We start from the raw sequence: 15,860 nt of genomic DNA on the forward strand, positions 1-15,860 counted from the left end.
CCGGCGCCGGCGGGGACGCCGCCGCGCAGCGTGTCACCCGGGGGCCGGCGGTCGACGGAAGGACGCTTTCGTGCCCAGGACCAGGCTCAGTCAGCCGCGCGTTCGCCGCGTACTGCTTCCGCTGCTCGCCGCCCTGACGCTGGTGCTCGCGCCAGGTGTGCCCGCGTTCGCGGAGCCGGACGAGGGCGGCACCAAGAAGCTGCGGGACGCGCTGGAACTGACCGCCAAGGGGCACATCGAGGCCAAGGCCAAGCTGGACAACTCCAAGCGGCGGCAGACGGCGTTGAACGGTGAGCTGAAGGCGGTCGAGGTTCGCCTGGTCGGACTGACCGCCCAGGTCGGCGAGGTGGCCGCGCAGTCGTACCGGGCCGGTCGGCTCACCCCCACGGCGATGCTGCTCAACACGGCGACGCCGCAGGCGTTCCTGCAACGGGCGGCCGACCTGGACCTGATGGCCCAGCGGGACAGCAAGCGGTTGCGCGATCTCACCGAGGCCCGGCAGCAGGCCCAGCAGGCCAAGATCGCCATCGACGCCGAGGTTCGTGAGCAGCAGAAGCAGCTCGCCGTGATGGCCAAGAAGAAGAAGGAGGCCGAGGCGGCGCTGGCCGAGGTCAGCTCGGGCGGCAGCAACGGCTTCAGCGGCGGCAGCTCCACCTCGGCGAAGCCGGCGCCGCGCAACTCCGACGGGTCGTGGCCGTCGGAGTCCTGCTCGGTGAAGGACCCGACCACCTCGGGGTGTATCACCCCGCGCACCTTGCACGCCCTGAAGGAGACCCAGGCGGCCGGCTACAAGCGGCACGTCTCCTGCAAGCGCAGCGGTGGCGGCGGCGAGCACCCGAAGGGTCGGGCCTGCGACTTCTCGGCCGCCACGAACGGCTTCGAGGACAAGAACGCGACCGGCGGCGACAAGGCGTACGGGGACAGCCTGGCCGCCTGGCACGTCCGCAACGCCGAGCGGCTGGGTGTGCTCTACGTGATCTGGTACCGGCAGATCTGGCATCCCGGCACCGGCTGGCGTGCCTACAGTGGCAGCGGCAGTCCCGCCGCGTCCCACACGAACCATGTTCATCTCTCGATGTACTGACCCGGAGCGGCAGCTTCGCTGCGTACCATCGCGACGATGAGTTCCCCATCGTCCGACGTCGCGGCTCCCGAGGTCCCGCCCGTGCCGGTCACCGGCCGGGCGCTGCCCAACGGGCTGGCCGCCTTCCTGGTCTTCTTCTCCAGCGGCGCCGTGCTGGTGCTGGAGACGGTCGCGCTGCGCCTGGTCGGCCCGTACGTCGGGGTGACCCTCCAGGTGACCAGCTCGGTCATCGGCATCGCGCTCGCCGCGATCGCGTACGGCGCGTGGTCCGGCGGCTGGTTGGCCGACCGGCGTGACCCGCGCGGCCTGCTGGCGCCCGCGCTGGTGCTGGCCGGGATAGCCACCGCGATCACCCTGCCCGTGGTGCGCTACGCCGGTGAGGTGCTGCGCGGTGGGGCGGCGAGCGCGATCCTGCTGCTGGTGGCGCTCGCCGTGTTCGTGCCGGCGGCGCTGCTGGCGGCGGTCACCCCGCTGGTGGTGAAGCTCCAGCTCGCCGATCTGCGCCGCACCGGCCAGGTGGTCGGCCGGCTGTCCGGCATCGGCACCCTCGGCGGCATCACCGCCACCCTGCTCACCGGGTTCGTGCTGGTCGCCGCGCTGCCCACCACTGTCATCCTGCTGGCCCTGGCGATCTCCCTCGGCCTGGTCGGTATCGGACTCGGCTGGTATTTGCGCCGGCAGGCACCCAGCGGCCTGCCCGGTCCGGCCCGTGCCCGGGCCGCCCTGGCGATCCTCGGCCTGCTCGGGGCGGGGCTGAGCACCATCGCGCCGAACCCGTGTGACATCGAGACCGCGTACCACTGCGCCCGGGTCGTCACCGACCCGAACCGGCCCACCGGTCGGACGCTGCTGCTCAACTCGGCCCAGCACTCGTACGTCGACCTGGCCGACCCGAGGCACCTGGAGTACGCGTACACGAAGTGGATCGGCGCGGTCGCGGACGTGGCCGCGCCGGCCGGGCAGCGGTTGGACGCGCTGCACCTGGGCGGGGGCGGTTTCACCGTGCCGACGTACCTGACCGCCACCCGGCCGGGCACCGACAACGTGGTGTTCGAGATCGACGGTGGGCTGGTCGAGCTGGGCGAACGGGAACTGGGCGTACGCCCGGGGTCGGGCCTGCGGACGGTGGTGGGCGACGCCCGGATGCTGGTCGCCGGCGAGCCGGCGGACAGCCGCGACCTGGTCGTCGGCGACGCGTTCGGCCACCTGGTGGTGCCGTGGCACCTGGCGACCCGGGAGATGGCCGCCGAGATCCGGCGGGTGACCCGCCCCGGCGGCGTGTACGTGCAGAACGTCATCGACTACCCGCCGCTGCGGTTCATCCGCGCCGAGCTGGCGACGGTCGCCGCCGAGTTCAGCAACGTCGCACTGATCGCCCCGCCCGAGGCCCTCGCCGAACAGCGGGGCAGCAACTTCCTCATCGTCGCCTCGGACGCGCCGCTGCCGCTGGCCGCCGTCCGCGCCCGCCTCGACGTGGTCGACGCGACCGTCAGCCTGCTCTCCGGCGCGGACCTCACGGATTTCGTCGGCTCGGCCATGGTGCTGACCGACGACTACGCCCCGGTGGACCAACTGCTGGCGACCGCCTGATCGGGTGATATTCCTGACCGATTCCGATCCTTCAGGTGTAGCCCGGGCCGTGCTGGGCAACAACGGCCACCATGGGCGGTGGGGACCGTAACGGCGCGCAACTCCTCGATGAGCGGTACCGGCTCGTCGAGCAGCTCGGCGCGGGTGGCATGTCAGTGGTCTGGCGCGGTTACGACGAGGTGCTGGGCCGGCAGGTCGCGGTGAAGGTGTTGGCCTCGCGGCTGGCCACCGACCGGGCCTTCCGGCACCGCATCCGGGTCGAGGCGCAGGCCGCCGCGCGGCTCTGCCATCCCAACATCACCAACGTGTACGACTACGGCGAGTCCCACCAGGTTGGCCTGACCGTGCCGTACGTCGTGATGGAACTCGTCGACGGCGGTTCGCTGGCCGCCCGGCTCGGCCGGGAGGTGCGCCTGCCGTGGCGGGAGGCGGTGACGATCGGCGCGGAGGTCAGCTCGGCGCTGGCCACCGCACACGGTCGCGGGGTCGTGCACCGCGACGTCACCCCGGGCAACGTCATGCTCACCTCGACCGGGGTGAAGGTGGTCGACTTCGGGATCTCCGCGCTGGTGGGGGAGAGCGAGAAGGGGCCGGACGGCGCGTTGCTGGGTACGCCCGCGTACCTCGCGCCGGAGCGGCTGGACAACGGCCAGGTGTCCCCGGCCACCGACGTGTACGCCGTCGGGCTGCTGCTCTACCGGATGCTCACCGGCCGGTTGCCGTGGGAGGCGACCACGACCACCCAGATGCTGCGGGCGCACATGTACAGCGACCCGGAGCCGATGCCGCCGGTGCCGGGGCTGCCCGACGAGGTGACCGACCTGGTGCGGCGTTGCCTCGCCAAGCGCCCCGCCGACCGGCCGGCCACCGCCGAGCTGGCCCGGACCCTCGCCGAGGCGGCCGGCATGCTGACAGCGGTACCGGTGTCACCGGCGGGCGGACCGCTGGACGCGACCGCGCTGGCCAACGCCGGCACCACGATCCTGCCCTGGTCGGCGGAGACCGACGCCCTTCCGCTGTCGCGGACCCGGCGCAGCCGCATCCGGCAGGCGAACCGGCGTCGGCGGGTGGAGGCCGGGGTGGCCGCCGTCGGGCTGATCGCGGTCACCGGGGCGATGTGGGGGCTCACCTCCCGCAGCCCGGCCAGCGGTCAGGACCGGCCCACCACCGAGGCGCGGATGGGTCTGCCGGAGAAGGCGCCCTGCGAGGTGGCGTACGCGCTGCGCAGCGACTCCGGCAAGGACTTCACGGCCGAGCTGACCCTCACCAACACCGGCGACCGGGCGCTCGACGACTGGACGATGAGCTTCACGTTCCCCGGTCAGCAGAAGGTGACCAAGGCCGAGCCCGCCCCGGCGCAGCAGCAGGGCGGCGCGGTGCAGATCCGCCCCGCGGCGCAGCGGACCACGCTGGCACCCGGCGCGGCCGAGAAGCTCACACTGGCCGGGACGTACACCGGGGCGAACCCGCTGCCGGTGGAGTTCCGGCTCGGCGACGCGACCTGCGGGGTACGCGTCTCCGGGGTGGCCGGGTCGACCCCGTCCACCGCCCCGGCGACCAAGGCCGCCCCGACGAAGGCGCCGCCGAAGAAGACGACGAAGACCACCACGAAGGTCGCGCCCAAGGCCCCCGCGCCGAAGGCGGCCGAGCAGCCGAAGGCGCCGAAGAAGCCGTCCGGCGGCAAGGGACCGGGTGGTCCGGGAAAAGGGTGAAAGCGCCTGAGGGCCACGCGCGCCACCCGAAGTGAGAGCGGTCAGCGCCGCCCCGCGAACCGCTGCACCTGGTCGATCCCGCCCTCCACGACCAGCACTCCGCCGTCCACCAGCGCGGTGTCGTCCGAGGCGTACCGGAAACGTTCGCCCGGCACCTTCGCGCCGATCACCCGGACCCCGTCGCGTTCCTGTGGGCGTAGGTCGTGCAGGGTACGACCGACCAGGGACTGGGGAACCCGGACGGTGGCGATCGCGAAGTCGTCGTCGAACTCGATGAAGTCGAGCAGCCGACTGACGATCAGGTGCGCCACCCGGTCCCCGGTCTCCGCCTCCGGAAAGATCACGTGGTGCGCGCCCACCGACGACAGGATCTTGGCGTGCTTCTGCGACGTGGCGCGGGCCCAGATCTGCGGCAGACCCAGCTCGACCAGCGCCAGTACGGTGAGCACGCTCGCCTCCACGGACGCCCCGATGGCCACCACCGCCCGGCCGAAGCTCGCCACGCCGAGCTGCCGTAACGCGCCCTCCTCGGTCGTGTCGGCCTGCACCACCCGGTCGAACTGGGCGGAGAAGCGCTGCACCTGATCCGGATTGCGATCGACGGCCAGCACCTCGCGGCCCATCCGGGCGAGTGACCCGGCCAGGTGGCAGCCGAACCGGCCCAGCCCGATCACGACGACGCCACCGCCGTCCGCTCGTCTCGTCGACACCTCGACCTCCTCGTCGCTAGCCGACAATCGGCTGTTCCTGGGGATATCGGTAGAGCCGGCGCCGGGTGTTCAGGGCGATCGCCGACCCGAGGGTGAGTGGCCCGACCCGACCGATGAACATCAACACCGTCAGTACCAGCTGACCACTGCTCGGCAACTCGCCGGCCAGGCCGATGGTCAGTCCGGTGGTGCTGAACGCGGAGGTGACCTCGAAGAGCACCGCGACGAACCGGACGCCCTCGGTGAGCAGCAGCACGAGCATCGTCCCGGCGGTGACCAGCGCGACGCTCAGCAGAGCGACCGTGACGGCCTGCCGTTGGCTGGCGGTGGCCACCCGGCGGTGCCCGACCGTCACGTCGGGCTCCCCACGCAGCTCCGCCCAGATGGTGAACGCCAGCAGGAAGAACGTCGACACCTTGATGCCGCCGGCCGTGCTGGCGCTCCCACCGCCGATGAACATCAGCACGATGAGCAGCGGGTAGCTCTCCTCCTGGAGATCGCCGATGGTGAGCACACTGAACCCGCCGGTCCGGCTCAGCGCGATCTGCGTGAACGACGCGAGCATCTTGCCCGCCACGTCGTACGGGCCGATGGTGCTCGCGTTGGTCCACTCCGCGGCGAGCAGGCCGACGAAGCCGAGCAGCAGCAGCGCCACGCTGCCCCAGATGGTCAGCTTGGTGGCCACCGCCCACCCCGCCGGTTTCCGCCACTCACGCACCGCCTCGAACAGGGCGGGAAACCCGAGACCGCCGACGATGGCACCGAACGCCAACGGCAGCGACACCCACGGGTCGCGGCTGAACGCCAGCAGACCGTCGGTGTAGAGCGCGAAGCCACCGTTGTTGAACGCCTGCACGGCATGGAACACGCCCGACCAGAGAGCCCGGCCGGGCGGGTAGTCGTACGCCCACCAGAGGCGGCCGGCGACCATCGCGGTCATCACCGCCTCGCAGGCGAAGACGGTCACCGCGATCCGGCTCAGCAGCCGGGTCACGTCGCCGAGCCCGAACTCCGCCGACTCGGCCTGGACCAGCAGCCGGTTGCGAAGGCCGAGCCGGCGGGAGACCACGAGGATGACCAGCGCCGCGACGGTGAGGATGCCCAGACCGCCGAGCTGGGTGAGCAGGGTGATCACCACCAGGCCGCCACCGGACCAGTAGTTGGGGGTGTCGGTGACCGCCATGCCGGTGACGGACACCGCCGAGGTGGCGGTGAACACCGCGGTGACCAGGGGTGGTCGCTGGTGCTGGACGGTCGACCAGCGCGCCATCAGCAGCGCGGTGCCGAGCAGGATCGGCACCAGGAACCCCAGCGGCACCAGCCGCACGGGGTTGCGGAGTAACCGGTGCACCAGACAATCTTCCTGTTCCGGGTGCCTCCCGGAGTCGGAACGCCCATTCCGGAGATTCACCTGCCGGCCAGCCATCGACCAACTCCCGGCCAATCACGACCGGTCTGCTGTCTGCGACACCATCGATGACAGGAGACGGCGTTGCGACGTACCCTCTCGACCTTCGGCGTGGCCGGCGCGCTGCTCGCCGCCGCGGTGGCCGTGCCCACCGTGGCCGCCGCCGGTCCCTCGACCGACGCGGACCATGCCCGGGCCACCGACCGGCCGATCGTCATCGGCCACCGCGGGGCCAGCGGCTACCGGCCGGAACACACGATCGAGGCGTACCGGCTGGCGATCCGGATGGGCGCCGACTACATCGAGCCGGACCTGGTGTCCACCTCCGACGGCGTGCTGGTCGCCCGGCACGAGAACGAGATCTCCGGCACCACCGACGTGGCGACGCACCCGGAGTTCGCGGCCCGCAAGGCGACGAAGACCATCGACGGTGTCGCCGTGACCGGCTGGTTCACCGAGGACTTCACCCTCGCCGAGCTGAAGACGCTGCGGGCCAAGGAGCGACTGCCGCAGGTACGCGTGGCGAACACCGCCTTCGACGGCCGGTTCGAGGTGCCCACCCTCCAGGAGGTCATCGACCTCGCCCGGACCGAGGGGCGGGCACGGGGCCGCACCATCGGCATCTACCCGGAGACCAAGCACCCGAGCTACTTCACGTCCATCGGCAAGCCGCTGGAGGAGCCGCTGCTGGCGGTGCTGCGGCGCAACAAGCTGGACCGGAAGAACTCGCCGGTCTTCATCCAGTCGTTCGAGACGGCCAACCTGCGCCGGCTGAGCCGCCTCACCGACGTGAAGCTGATCCAGCTCCTCGACGCGACCGGCAGCCCGTACGACTTCACCGCCGCCGGTGACAGCCGCACCTACCAGGACCTCGCCACGGCCGCCGGCCTGAAGTGGATCGCCGGGTACGCCGACGGCATCGGTGCGAACAAGAATCTGATCGTGCCCCGCGACGCCGCCGGTAACCTGCTCGCCCCGACGAACGTGGTCCGGGACGCGCACCGCGAGCGGCTGCTCGTGCACTCCTGGACGTTCCGCGCGGAGAACCAGTTCCTCCCGGTGGACTTCCGGATCGGCACCGACCCGAACGCGCGCGGCGACATCACGGCCGAGTACGAACTCTTCTTCGGCCTCGGGCTGGACGGCGTCTTCAGCGACCACCCGGACACCGCAGTCGCCGCCCGCGCCGGCCGCTGACGCCCGTTGTGCGCTGACCCGCGCCCGCCTCTGACCTGCGCCCGCCTCTGACCCGCGCACCGAACCTCGACCCGGCCGCTGACTGGCGCCGGGCCGACCACCGGGCCGATCACGCCCGGCCCACCCGCTGGCCCGTCGTCCGCCACCCCGGATGCCGGGCCAGCGGCGTCCCCGACAAACCCGCAGGCCCAAGACCCGCCGACCTGATGCCTGTGAGTCATCAAGATGACTCACAGGCATACGGCTCAACTGGAGGTGGCGTGCCCAACGGCCACGCTCCCCAAGATCGTGCTCGAACAGGGAAGTAGTGGCCTCGGAGGCAGTGCGAGGCCACTACTTCCTGGTTCGGGCACGATCTTGCGGGGGCTAGTCGGCCTGATGCAGCAACAACAGGGAAGTTGCTGCATCGGGCCTGGCGGAGGCAGCAGTAACGAGGAAGTTACGCGGATCTTCGCGTGCTCGACCCGCCTTCGGCGGCGACCCCGGGCGACGAGGGCGGTCGGCGACGGCGGAAGTGGAGAGGGCCGACGATGGAGACGCGGGGAGGGTGGCGGGGCGTCAACGTCCGGGATGCTCGGCGACGTAGGTGCCACGCCCGGGCTGACCGGTGATCAGCTCACGGTCGTGCAGCAGGGAGAGCGCCCGCGACGCGGTGTTCATGTGCACGGCGTAGCTCTCCGCGAGTTCCCGAGTGGACGGCAGCTTGTCGCCCGGCTTCAGCTCGCCGCTCTTGATCTTCGCGGCAATCTCGTTGGCAATGCGCCGATAGGGCGCTTCTGCTGTGGGCATGGTGAGGACTCCGGTTGGTTCGGCTCCTCGATCATGCCGGCCTACACCAATAACTGCAACAAGCTGCGATTTCGGTCGTCGACCTACACAAGCATTTGGTGTAGGTTGCTGAGTGTCCGGCTCCGGTTGGTTCGGCAAACCCCTCGGAGTTCGGGCCACTGGTTGGCTCCGCGTTCATACCGCCGCTGTCGAGAGCTGCGGGCGTGGGGCCGGGCGGTCCGGTGCGCGTCCCCTACCCGCGCGCCGGACCGCCCTTCCATGCGGAGAGGACGGTGGTCGTGGAGAGGGAACGCTTCGTGGTGCACCTGCCGGTGGTGGCGGCCGATCTGCCGGGGGCGCTGCGGTTCGCGCGGGCGATCACCCGAGCGCTGGGCTTCCTCGCCGACGTGGATCGGGCCGAGACGACGGTGTCGGAGGAGGACGCTCAGTGCGTACGACATCGGGTTTTCTGTGACCACCTGCTCGGCGGCCGGCGGCGGTGCCCGCGCCCGGCGGACCACGCCGGGCCGTGCGGCTGACGGGGTGGCTTGGGGGGACACACCTGTCGATCCATCCGTGGCGTTCCGGCCCATCGGGAGGTCCGGGGCGGGAGTGGTAGTGCGGCCCGCTGTAACCCCGGGCCACCCCCCTCGCGTTACTTGTGTGTTTCCGCCACATAGCCCGTGGGTGACGTCACTTCTAGCGTGAGCCGACAACCAAGCATCCTGTCCTCACCTGGAGTCGCGATGACGGTCCGGCACACGCGGCGGGCGTTCCTCTCCGCCGCCACGATGATGGCCGCGGCGTTGGCCGCCACGGCCTGCGGTAGCCCGCAGGACACCGCCACCGGCGGCGGCGACAGTGCCGCCCCGGTCAAGGTCGGCCTGGTGTACTCCCAGTCGGGAGCCCTGGCCAGCTACGGAAAGCAGTACATCGAGGGTTTCAAGGCGGGGCTGGACTTCGCCACCAAGGGCACCGGCAAGGTCGGTGACCGGAAGATAGAGCTGACCGAGGTCGACGACGCCGGTGACCCGGCCAAGGCGGTCTCGGCCGCGAAGGACCTGATCGGCAAGGGTACGAAGATCATCGCCGGTTCGACCGCGTCCGGGGTGGCGTTGCAGGTCGCGCCGATCGCGGCGCAGAACAAGGTCCTGTTCATCTCCGGCCCGGCCGCCACGGACGCGGTGACCGGGGCGAACAAGTACACGTTCCGGTCCGGCCGACAGTCCTACCAGGACGTGGTGACCGCCAAGTCGTTCATCGGCGACCCGACCGGCAAGAAGGTCGTGGTCTTCGCCCAGGACGGCGCGTTCGGCGACGCCAACGAGGCCGCCGTGAAGGCCGTCATCGGTGGTGCGGGCGCCACCGTGAGCAGTGTGCGGGCGCCGGCCAGCGCCACCGAGTTCACCCCGTTCGCCAGCCAGATCAAGGCCGCCAAGCCGGACCTGCTCTTCGTCGCCTGGGCCGGTACCACCGCCCCGGCGATGTGGCAGACCCTCGACCAGCAGGGCGTCCTGTCGTCCACCACGGTCGTCACCGGCCTGGACATCCGGGCGTCCTGGCCGACGTTCGGCGCGGCCGGCGCGAAGATCTCCTTCCTGTCGCACTACTTCGACGGGGCGTCCGACACCGAGGCCAGCAAGGCGCTCAAGGCCAAGGTGAACACCATCGACCTGTTCCACCCGGACGGCTTCGCCGCCGCCCAGATGGTGGTGCGGGCCGTGCAGGAGGGCGGCGACGACGTCGACAAGATGGTCACGGCGCTGGAGGACTGGAGCTTCGACGGGGTCAAGGGCAAGATGACCATCCGCGCCGCCGACCACGCGCTGCTCCAGCCGATGTTCCAGGCCAAGCTGACCGGCAGCGGCACCGAGTTCACGGCCACCGCGCAGAAGAGCCTCACCGGCGACGAGACCGCGCCACCGGCCGTGGCCATGAAGGGCTGAGAAATGCTCGCCACCCGCGGTCTGACCTGGCGGATCGGTGAGGTCGCCATCGTCGACAGCGTCTACCTCGACCTGGCGCCGGGAGAGTTCCTGGGCGTGATCGGGCCGAACGGCGCCGGCAAGACCTCACTGTTCAACCTGATCACCGGCCTGCGCCGGGCCACGGAGGGCCGGATCACCCTGGACGGGCAGGACATCGGGGGGCTCCCGCCGCACAAGCGGGCCCGCCTCGGTCTGGGCCGTACCTTCCAGGCGTCCTCGGTCTTCGGCTCGCTCAGCGTGCGGGAGAACGTCCGGCTCGCCGTGCAGGCGCACCGCGGGGGCTCGATGGCGTTGTGGCGGCGGGCGGCGGCCGACCGGGAGGTCGCCGCCGCCGCCGACGCGGCGCTCGACCGGGTCGGCCTCGCCCACCGGGGTACGGCGCTCGCCGGCACCCTGGCCCACGGGGAGAAGCGGAAGTTGGAGATCGCGCTGCTGCTCGCCGGCGAACCCCGGGTGATGCTGTTGGACGAGCCGATGGCCGGGGTCAGCGCCGAGGACGTACCCGAGCTGGTGACGGTCATCAAGTCGTTGACCGGCGACAGCGGCCGGTCGGTGCTGATGGTCGAGCACCACATGGACGTCATCCTCGAGCTGGCCGACCGGATCGCCGTCATGCACCACGGCGCGCTGCTGGCCTGCGACACCCCGGAGACGGTGATGGCCAACCCGACCGTGCAAGAGGCGTATCTCGGGGAGGCGCTCTGATGGAACCGATCCTCACCGTGGAGGACCTGTCGGTCCGGATCTCCGGGCTGCACATCCTCCAGGGGGTGTCCTTCACGGTCGCCCCGACCGGTGTGACGGTCCTGCTCGGGCGCAACGGCGTCGGCAAGACCACCACGTTGCGCGCGATCGTTGGCCTCACCCCGCCCGCCGGGGAGGTACGCGGCACCATCCGGATGGGCGCGCAGAGCCTGCTGGCGCGGCCCACGCACCGGCTGGTCCGTGGCGGGCTCGGGTACGTGCCCGAGGACCGGTGCGTGTTCGCCGGCCTCACCGTCGCGGAGAACCTGCGGCTCGCCGAACGGCGGGGCACCACCCCGGCGTACGACAAGGTCTTCGCTCTTTTTCCGGAGCTGGACCGGCGCGGACGCCAGCGGGCGGGCTCGCTCTCCGGCGGGCAGCAGCAGATGCTCGCGATCGGGCGGGTGCTGCTCAACGACAACCGGCTGCTGCTGGTCGACGAGCCGACCAAGGGGTTGGCGCCGAAGGTGGTGACCGAGGTGGCCGAGGTGTTGGAACGGGTCGCGGAGTCGGTGCCGGTGCTGCTGGTCGAGCAGAACCTGGCGGTGGTCCGGCGGCTCGCCCGCGACGCCGTGGTGCTGGCCGCCGGCAAGGTGGCCTGGACCGGCGACGCCCGTGAGCTGTTGTTGGAGACCGCGCTCACCAAGTCCCTGCTCGGGGTGGGCACCGGCGAGGGGCACCGCCCGGCCGGGGCGGACCGGGCTCCGGTGGCCGGGAAGGAGGCACGCTGATGGGCACCGTGATCCTGTTGGCGTTGACCGGGCTGGGCCTGGCGGCGCTGTACTTCCTGGTCGCGTCCGGCCTGTCGCTGGTCTTCGGCCTGGCCGACGTGCTGAACTTCGCGCACGGGCTGTTCCTCGGCGTCGGCGCGTACGGCACCTGGTGGGCGGCGGGCAACCTGCCGGGCGCGGGGTCCGACGGGTTCGGCTTCGTGCTCGCGGTCGCCTTCGGGGTGGCCGCCGGCACGCTCGTCGCGGTGCTGGTCGAGCTGGTGCTGATCCGCCCGCTCTACTCCCGCACCATCGAGCAGGTGCTGGTCACCGTCGGGCTGTCGCTGGCCGGGGTGGCGCTGCTCCAGGCCACCTGGGGCGCGGACGCCCGACCGTTCCCGCGCCCGGACTGGACCCGGCAGGTGACCGGGATCCTCGGCGCGCAGGTGCCCAACGGTGGCCTGCTGCTGATCATCGCGGCGGTGCTGGTGCTCGGCGCGATCCTGGCGTTCCTGCGCTGGACCCGGTACGGCCTGGTGATCCGGGCCGGCGTGGAGAACCGGGAGATGGTGACCGCGCTCGGCATCGACGTCCGCAAGGCGTTCACCCTGGTCTTCGCCATCGGTGGGGCGGCTGCCGCGCTCGCCGGGGCGCTCGGCGGGGTCTACTTCGGCACCGTCTCGCCCGGCCAGGGCGGCTCGCTACTGATCTTCGCGTTCATCGTGGTGGTGATCGGCGGGATGGGTTCGGTGGTCGGCTCCGCGTACGCGGCGGTCGTGGTCGGGCTGGTGCAGCAGTTCGTCAACTACTACGGCACGTCCGGGCTGGGCGACATCTGCGTGGTCGGGCTGCTGGCCGTGGTGCTGCTGCTGCGTCCGCAGGGCATCGCCGGAAAGGTGGCAACGGCATGACGCTTCTTCAGACAACACCGACGCCGACGCCCACCGTGCCGAAGCCAGGCCGTGTCCACCGGGTCCGCCCGTTCCTGCCGCTCGTCGCGCTCGCCGTGATGGCGGTCCTGCCGTACTCGACGATCTCCCTGCCGGGGATTTTCGAGGGGCCGGTCAACTCGCCCGGCACCCTGCAACTGCTCGCCATCTGCCTGATCTTCGGTGGGCTGGCTGCCGGGTACGACCTGCTCTTCGGCCGGACCGGGATGCTCTCGTTCGGGCACGCGCTCTACTTCGCGGCCGGCGTGTACGGCACCGACATCCTCGTCACCCGGGCCGGGCTGCCGCTGTGGCAGGCGGCGCTGCTCACGATCACCGGCGGCACCATCCTCGCCGCGCTGCTCGGCGCGGTGGCGCTGCGGACCGTGGGCATCGCGTTCGCCATGGTCACCCTCGCGTTCGCCCAGGTCGGGGCGATCCTGGTGGCCCGGGACTTCGGTGGGCTCACCGGCGGCGAGGAGGGACTGCCGCTGGACGTGTCCGGGCTGCCCGCCGCTTTGGTGGGGGTGACCAACACGGTCAACCTGTACTGGTTGGCGCTCGCGTACCTGACGCTCGTGGTCTTCGTGGTGCACCGACTCAGCGGGTCGCCGACCGGTCGGGTGCTGGCCGGGCTGCGCGACGACGAGCGGCGGATCGGCGTGCTCGGGCTGGACCCGTACCGCTACAAGCTTGTCGCGTTCACCCTGGCCGGCGGGTTGGCCTCGGCGGGCGGGGTGGTCTACGTCCTGATCGTCGGCGGCGCGTCGCCGCACATCACGTCCTCCGAGCTGACCCTGTCGCTGCTGGTCATGGTCGTGCTCGGCGGACCTGGTACCCGGTGGGGGCCGGTGCTCGGCGGTGTCCTCTACATGTACCTGGACCACCGCCTCACCGCATTCGGCACCAGCGACGCGGTGGACAACCTGCCGGCCGTCCTCAGCCGTCCGCTCAGCCAGCCCCTGTTCGTCCTCGGCACGGTCTTCATCCTGGCGGTCTACTTCTTCCCCGGTGGCCTGACCAGCCTGGCCCCCCGCCTAACCGCCCTGACCCGAACCCTCCGCCGCTGACCCACCCGGCCTCGTCCCCGGCCCCGGCCCGGCCTCGTCCCCGTCGATCATGGAGTTATCGTCACGACACGCCGTGCCGGATGGCGATAACTTCATGATCGACGGGGTTCTGGGATGGGGGAGGTAGGCAGATGGAATCGCGGCTTGCGGTGGTCAGTGGGGGTGGGACCGGGATCGGGGCTGCCGTCGCTTCCGCGCTCGTGCGGGACGGGTACGACGTTCTCGTCGTCGGGCGGCGGGCGGACGTGTTGGCGGCTGCCGCCGAACGCATCAATGTCGACTGTGGACGATCAGACGCGGTCGTTCCGGTGACGGCGGATTTGACCGAGCCGGAACACCTTGACCGGGTCCTCGCGGCGGTCGGCGGTCGGCCGGTCGACGCGGTGGTCAACAACGCGGGCGGCTACCTGGCCGGGGAGACCGACACGCTGGCCGGGACCGCCGCGTACTGGCGGGCCAACCTGGACGCCAACGTGCTCACTGCCGTCCTGCTGACCGAGGCGCTTCGGCCCCTGCTGCGGCGGCCCGGCGGCCGGGTGATCATGGTCAGCTCGATCTCCGCCCAGCGGGGTGGTGGTGGCCCGTACTCGGCGGGCAAGGCGGCCCTGCACGGTTGGGCGTACGACCTGGCGGCGCAGCTCGGCCCGGAACAGATCACGGTCAACGTGGTGAGCCCGGGCTACGTGGCGGAGACCGAGTTCTTCGGCGACCGGATGACCCCCGAGGGGCACGCCAAGCGGGTCGCGGCGACCCTGGTCGGGCGGGCCGGGCTGCCGGACGACATCGCCGAGGCGGTCCGCTACCTGGCGAGCCCCGCCGCCGGCTACGTCACCGGCCAGATCCTCGGCGTCAACGGCGGCTCAGTCCTGGGCCGATAAGCGCACCCTCGACCGTGTTGATCAAGAGGTTCGCGTCAGAAATCGGCCGATCGATGACGCGAACCTCTTGATCACCGGCACGAAAGGGGGGCGGGCGGGAGGGCGGGATGGGCGGCGGCCCCCCGTGTGGCCGCCGCCCCTCGTGGGTCAGCCGTTCAGCAGTTCGTACGCCGTTGACGGGGCCTTCGTGGCGGCGGCGCCGGTCGGCACGGTGATCTTCGGGGCGCTGCCGTAGTCGGCGTACTTGACGACGTAGTCGTACGCCTTGGCCTTACCGGCGGCCGGGATCTTCAGCGTCAGGGACGCCAGGTGCTTGTCCGCGCCGACCACCGCCGTGAACGGCACCTTCTTGCCGGCCTCGCCGAGGGCCGCCGCCTCACCGTCCTCCAGCGCCTTCGCCGCCTCCCCGGCGCTCACGTCGATGAACCCGACGTACGTGCCGGGGGTCTTCTCCTCGACCTCGGTGGCCGCCTGGATCAGCGGACCCGTGTTGCCCTGGTCCACACCGTCGTACGTCGGGATGCTCGCGGCGTCGGTCAGCTTCGTGGGGTCCAGCTTCATCCACTTGTCGGGGAACTTCGGCAGGCCGGGACGGCCGCTGAACTTCGCCTTCACCCAGTTCTGGTCCTTGATCACCAGGAACGACATCTTCACCACGACGCCCTCGTCGGGCGGCATGACCATGTTGAGTTCGAATGCGTTCGCCGCCGGGTCGATCCGGCCGTCGATCGTGCTCGACGCGTCCTTGCCGCTGAATCGGAACGCCCCCTCGGTGCCGTCCGGGACGGCGTCGAGGAGCGCGTCCTTCGGGCTGACGCTCGGGCTGGCGGACGGGCTGCTCGGTGGCGCCGCGGCGGGCTCGCTGTCCGGGCCGCAACCCGCGAGCAGGGTGGTCGCGGCCAGTACGGCTGCGGCCGTACCGACCGTCCGTCGGATGGTGCCGGCGGTGCCCGTTGCCTGTGTCATCACATGTCTCTTTCTCGCTGCGTGGCTTCTGCCGACGAGAATGCTGCGGGCCGGCACGGCGGTTCGGCTGCCGATATGCTGCCGTCCGGCTGCCGGGCACTGCCGT

General features: G+C 71.3%; 15 protein-coding genes. 11 read left to right on the top strand and 4 right to left on the bottom strand.

All coding sequences use genetic code 11. From position 1 onward, the window contains the following. Positions 1-70: 70 nt before the first annotated feature. The 3 genes from AC3EN4_RS24625 to AC3EN4_RS24635 all read left to right on the top strand — a co-directional run bounded on the left by AC3EN4_RS24625 (position 71) and on the right by AC3EN4_RS24635 (position 4,386). The gene (locus AC3EN4_RS24625; RefSeq protein WP_435208141.1) at positions 71-1,084 is read left to right on the top strand and encodes a coiled-coil domain-containing protein; all 1,014 of its coding nucleotides are present in this window, start codon (positions 71-73) and stop codon (positions 1,082-1,084) included. A 36-nt stretch (positions 1,085-1,120) separates the two neighbouring features. Continuing rightward, complete coding sequence (locus AC3EN4_RS24630; RefSeq protein WP_435208143.1) at positions 1,121-2,674, top strand: fused MFS/spermidine synthase; 1,554 nt, start codon at positions 1,121-1,123, stop codon at positions 2,672-2,674. 71 nt (positions 2,675-2,745) lie between these two features. Next, on the top strand, positions 2,746-4,386 hold the full coding sequence (locus AC3EN4_RS24635) for a serine/threonine-protein kinase (protein ID WP_435208145.1): 1,641 nt from the start codon (positions 2,746-2,748) through the stop codon (positions 4,384-4,386). A 41-nt stretch (positions 4,387-4,427) separates the two neighbouring features. On the opposite strand, the gene AC3EN4_RS24640 is transcribed toward AC3EN4_RS24635, so the two are convergent. Together AC3EN4_RS24640 and AC3EN4_RS24645 are read right to left on the bottom strand one after the other, a co-directional pair. Beyond that, positions 4,428-5,096, bottom strand: a complete 669-nt coding sequence (locus AC3EN4_RS24640; RefSeq protein ID WP_435208147.1) for a potassium channel family protein — start codon at positions 5,094-5,096, stop codon at positions 4,428-4,430. A gap of 16 nt (positions 5,097-5,112) precedes the next feature. After that, positions 5,113-6,447 carry a TrkH family potassium uptake protein gene (locus tag AC3EN4_RS24645; RefSeq protein WP_435208149.1) on the bottom strand — a complete coding sequence of 445 codons (1,335 nt, stop codon included), beginning with the start codon at positions 6,445-6,447 and terminating at the stop codon, positions 5,113-5,115. Between the two features lie 141 nt (positions 6,448-6,588). Here AC3EN4_RS24645 and AC3EN4_RS24650 point away from each other — a divergent pair, with 141 nt between their 5' ends. After that, complete coding sequence (locus tag AC3EN4_RS24650; protein ID WP_435208150.1) at positions 6,589-7,701, top strand: glycerophosphodiester phosphodiesterase; 1,113 nt, start codon at positions 6,589-6,591, stop codon at positions 7,699-7,701. Between the two features lie 558 nt (positions 7,702-8,259). On the opposite strand, the gene AC3EN4_RS24655 is transcribed toward AC3EN4_RS24650, so the two are convergent. Continuing rightward, positions 8,260-8,490: a GntR family transcriptional regulator gene (locus AC3EN4_RS24655; protein ID WP_139586398.1), complete on the bottom strand. Its 231-nt coding sequence runs from the start codon at positions 8,488-8,490 to the stop codon at positions 8,260-8,262. A gap of 278 nt (positions 8,491-8,768) precedes the next feature. Here AC3EN4_RS24655 and AC3EN4_RS24660 point away from each other — a divergent pair, with 278 nt between their 5' ends. The 7 genes from AC3EN4_RS24660 to AC3EN4_RS24690 all read left to right on the top strand — a co-directional run bounded on the left by AC3EN4_RS24660 (position 8,769) and on the right by AC3EN4_RS24690 (position 14,788). Beyond that, on the top strand, positions 8,769-9,008 hold the full coding sequence (locus AC3EN4_RS24660; RefSeq protein ID WP_435208151.1) for a hypothetical protein: 240 nt from the start codon (positions 8,769-8,771) through the stop codon (positions 9,006-9,008). A gap of 207 nt (positions 9,009-9,215) precedes the next feature. Further along, positions 9,216-10,415, top strand: a complete 1,200-nt coding sequence (locus AC3EN4_RS24665) for a substrate-binding domain-containing protein (RefSeq protein WP_435208152.1) — start codon at positions 9,216-9,218, stop codon at positions 10,413-10,415. A 3-nt stretch (positions 10,416-10,418) separates the two neighbouring features. Beyond that, complete coding sequence (locus AC3EN4_RS24670; protein WP_435208154.1) at positions 10,419-11,162, top strand: ABC transporter ATP-binding protein; 744 nt, start codon at positions 10,419-10,421, stop codon at positions 11,160-11,162. Then, positions 11,162-11,932: an ABC transporter ATP-binding protein gene (locus AC3EN4_RS24675; protein WP_435208155.1), complete on the top strand. Its 771-nt coding sequence runs from the start codon at positions 11,162-11,164 to the stop codon at positions 11,930-11,932. Before AC3EN4_RS24670 ends, AC3EN4_RS24675 begins: the two co-directional genes overlap by 1 nt. After that, positions 11,932-12,822, top strand: a complete 891-nt coding sequence (locus tag AC3EN4_RS24680) for a branched-chain amino acid ABC transporter permease (protein ID WP_435208157.1) — start codon at positions 11,932-11,934, stop codon at positions 12,820-12,822. The genes AC3EN4_RS24675 and AC3EN4_RS24680 overlap by 1 nt, the downstream gene beginning before the upstream one ends. Then, positions 12,819-13,910, top strand: coding sequence for a branched-chain amino acid ABC transporter permease (locus tag AC3EN4_RS24685; RefSeq protein WP_435208159.1), 1,092 nt, complete (start codon positions 12,819-12,821; stop codon positions 13,908-13,910). Before AC3EN4_RS24680 ends, AC3EN4_RS24685 begins: the two co-directional genes overlap by 4 nt. Before the next feature lie 131 nt (positions 13,911-14,041). Further along, a complete protein-coding gene (locus tag AC3EN4_RS24690) occupies positions 14,042-14,788 on the top strand; it encodes an SDR family NAD(P)-dependent oxidoreductase (RefSeq protein WP_435208161.1) in 747 nt (248 codons plus the stop codon). Positions 14,789-14,935: 147 nt separating this feature from the next. Here the strand turns inward: AC3EN4_RS24690 and AC3EN4_RS24695 are convergent, their stop codons facing one another. Next, positions 14,936-15,754 carry a hypothetical protein gene (locus AC3EN4_RS24695; protein ID WP_435208163.1) on the bottom strand — a complete coding sequence of 273 codons (819 nt, stop codon included), beginning with the start codon at positions 15,752-15,754 and terminating at the stop codon, positions 14,936-14,938. Between the last annotated feature and the right edge of the window lie 106 nt (positions 15,755-15,860).

The organism is Micromonospora sp. bgisy143 (assembly GCF_057708145.1).

Excerpts from the sequence above, each read along its gene's own strand:
- AC3EN4_RS24635 (WP_435208145.1), top strand. The coding sequence starts at position 2,746 with ATGGGCGGTGGGGACCGTAACGGCGCGCAACTCCTCGATGAGCGGTAC.
- AC3EN4_RS24685 (WP_435208159.1), top strand. The coding sequence starts at position 12,819 with ATGACGCTTCTTCAGACAACACCGACGCCGACGCCCACCGTGCCGAAG.
- AC3EN4_RS24670 (WP_435208154.1), top strand. The coding sequence starts at position 10,419 with ATGCTCGCCACCCGCGGTCTGACCTGGCGGATCGGTGAGGTCGCCATC.
- AC3EN4_RS24680 (WP_435208157.1), top strand. The coding sequence starts at position 11,932 with ATGGGCACCGTGATCCTGTTGGCGTTGACCGGGCTGGGCCTGGCGGCG.
- AC3EN4_RS24690 (WP_435208161.1), top strand. The coding sequence starts at position 14,042 with ATGGAATCGCGGCTTGCGGTGGTCAGTGGGGGTGGGACCGGGATCGGG.
- AC3EN4_RS24695 (WP_435208163.1), bottom strand. The coding sequence starts at position 15,754 with ATGACACAGGCAACGGGCACCGCCGGCACCATCCGACGGACGGTCGGT.
- AC3EN4_RS24655 (WP_139586398.1), bottom strand. The coding sequence starts at position 8,490 with ATGCCCACAGCAGAAGCGCCCTATCGGCGCATTGCCAACGAGATTGCC.
- AC3EN4_RS24675 (WP_435208155.1), top strand. The coding sequence starts at position 11,162 with ATGGAACCGATCCTCACCGTGGAGGACCTGTCGGTCCGGATCTCCGGG.
- AC3EN4_RS24665 (WP_435208152.1), top strand. The coding sequence starts at position 9,216 with ATGACGGTCCGGCACACGCGGCGGGCGTTCCTCTCCGCCGCCACGATG.
- AC3EN4_RS24630 (WP_435208143.1), top strand. The coding sequence starts at position 1,121 with ATGAGTTCCCCATCGTCCGACGTCGCGGCTCCCGAGGTCCCGCCCGTG.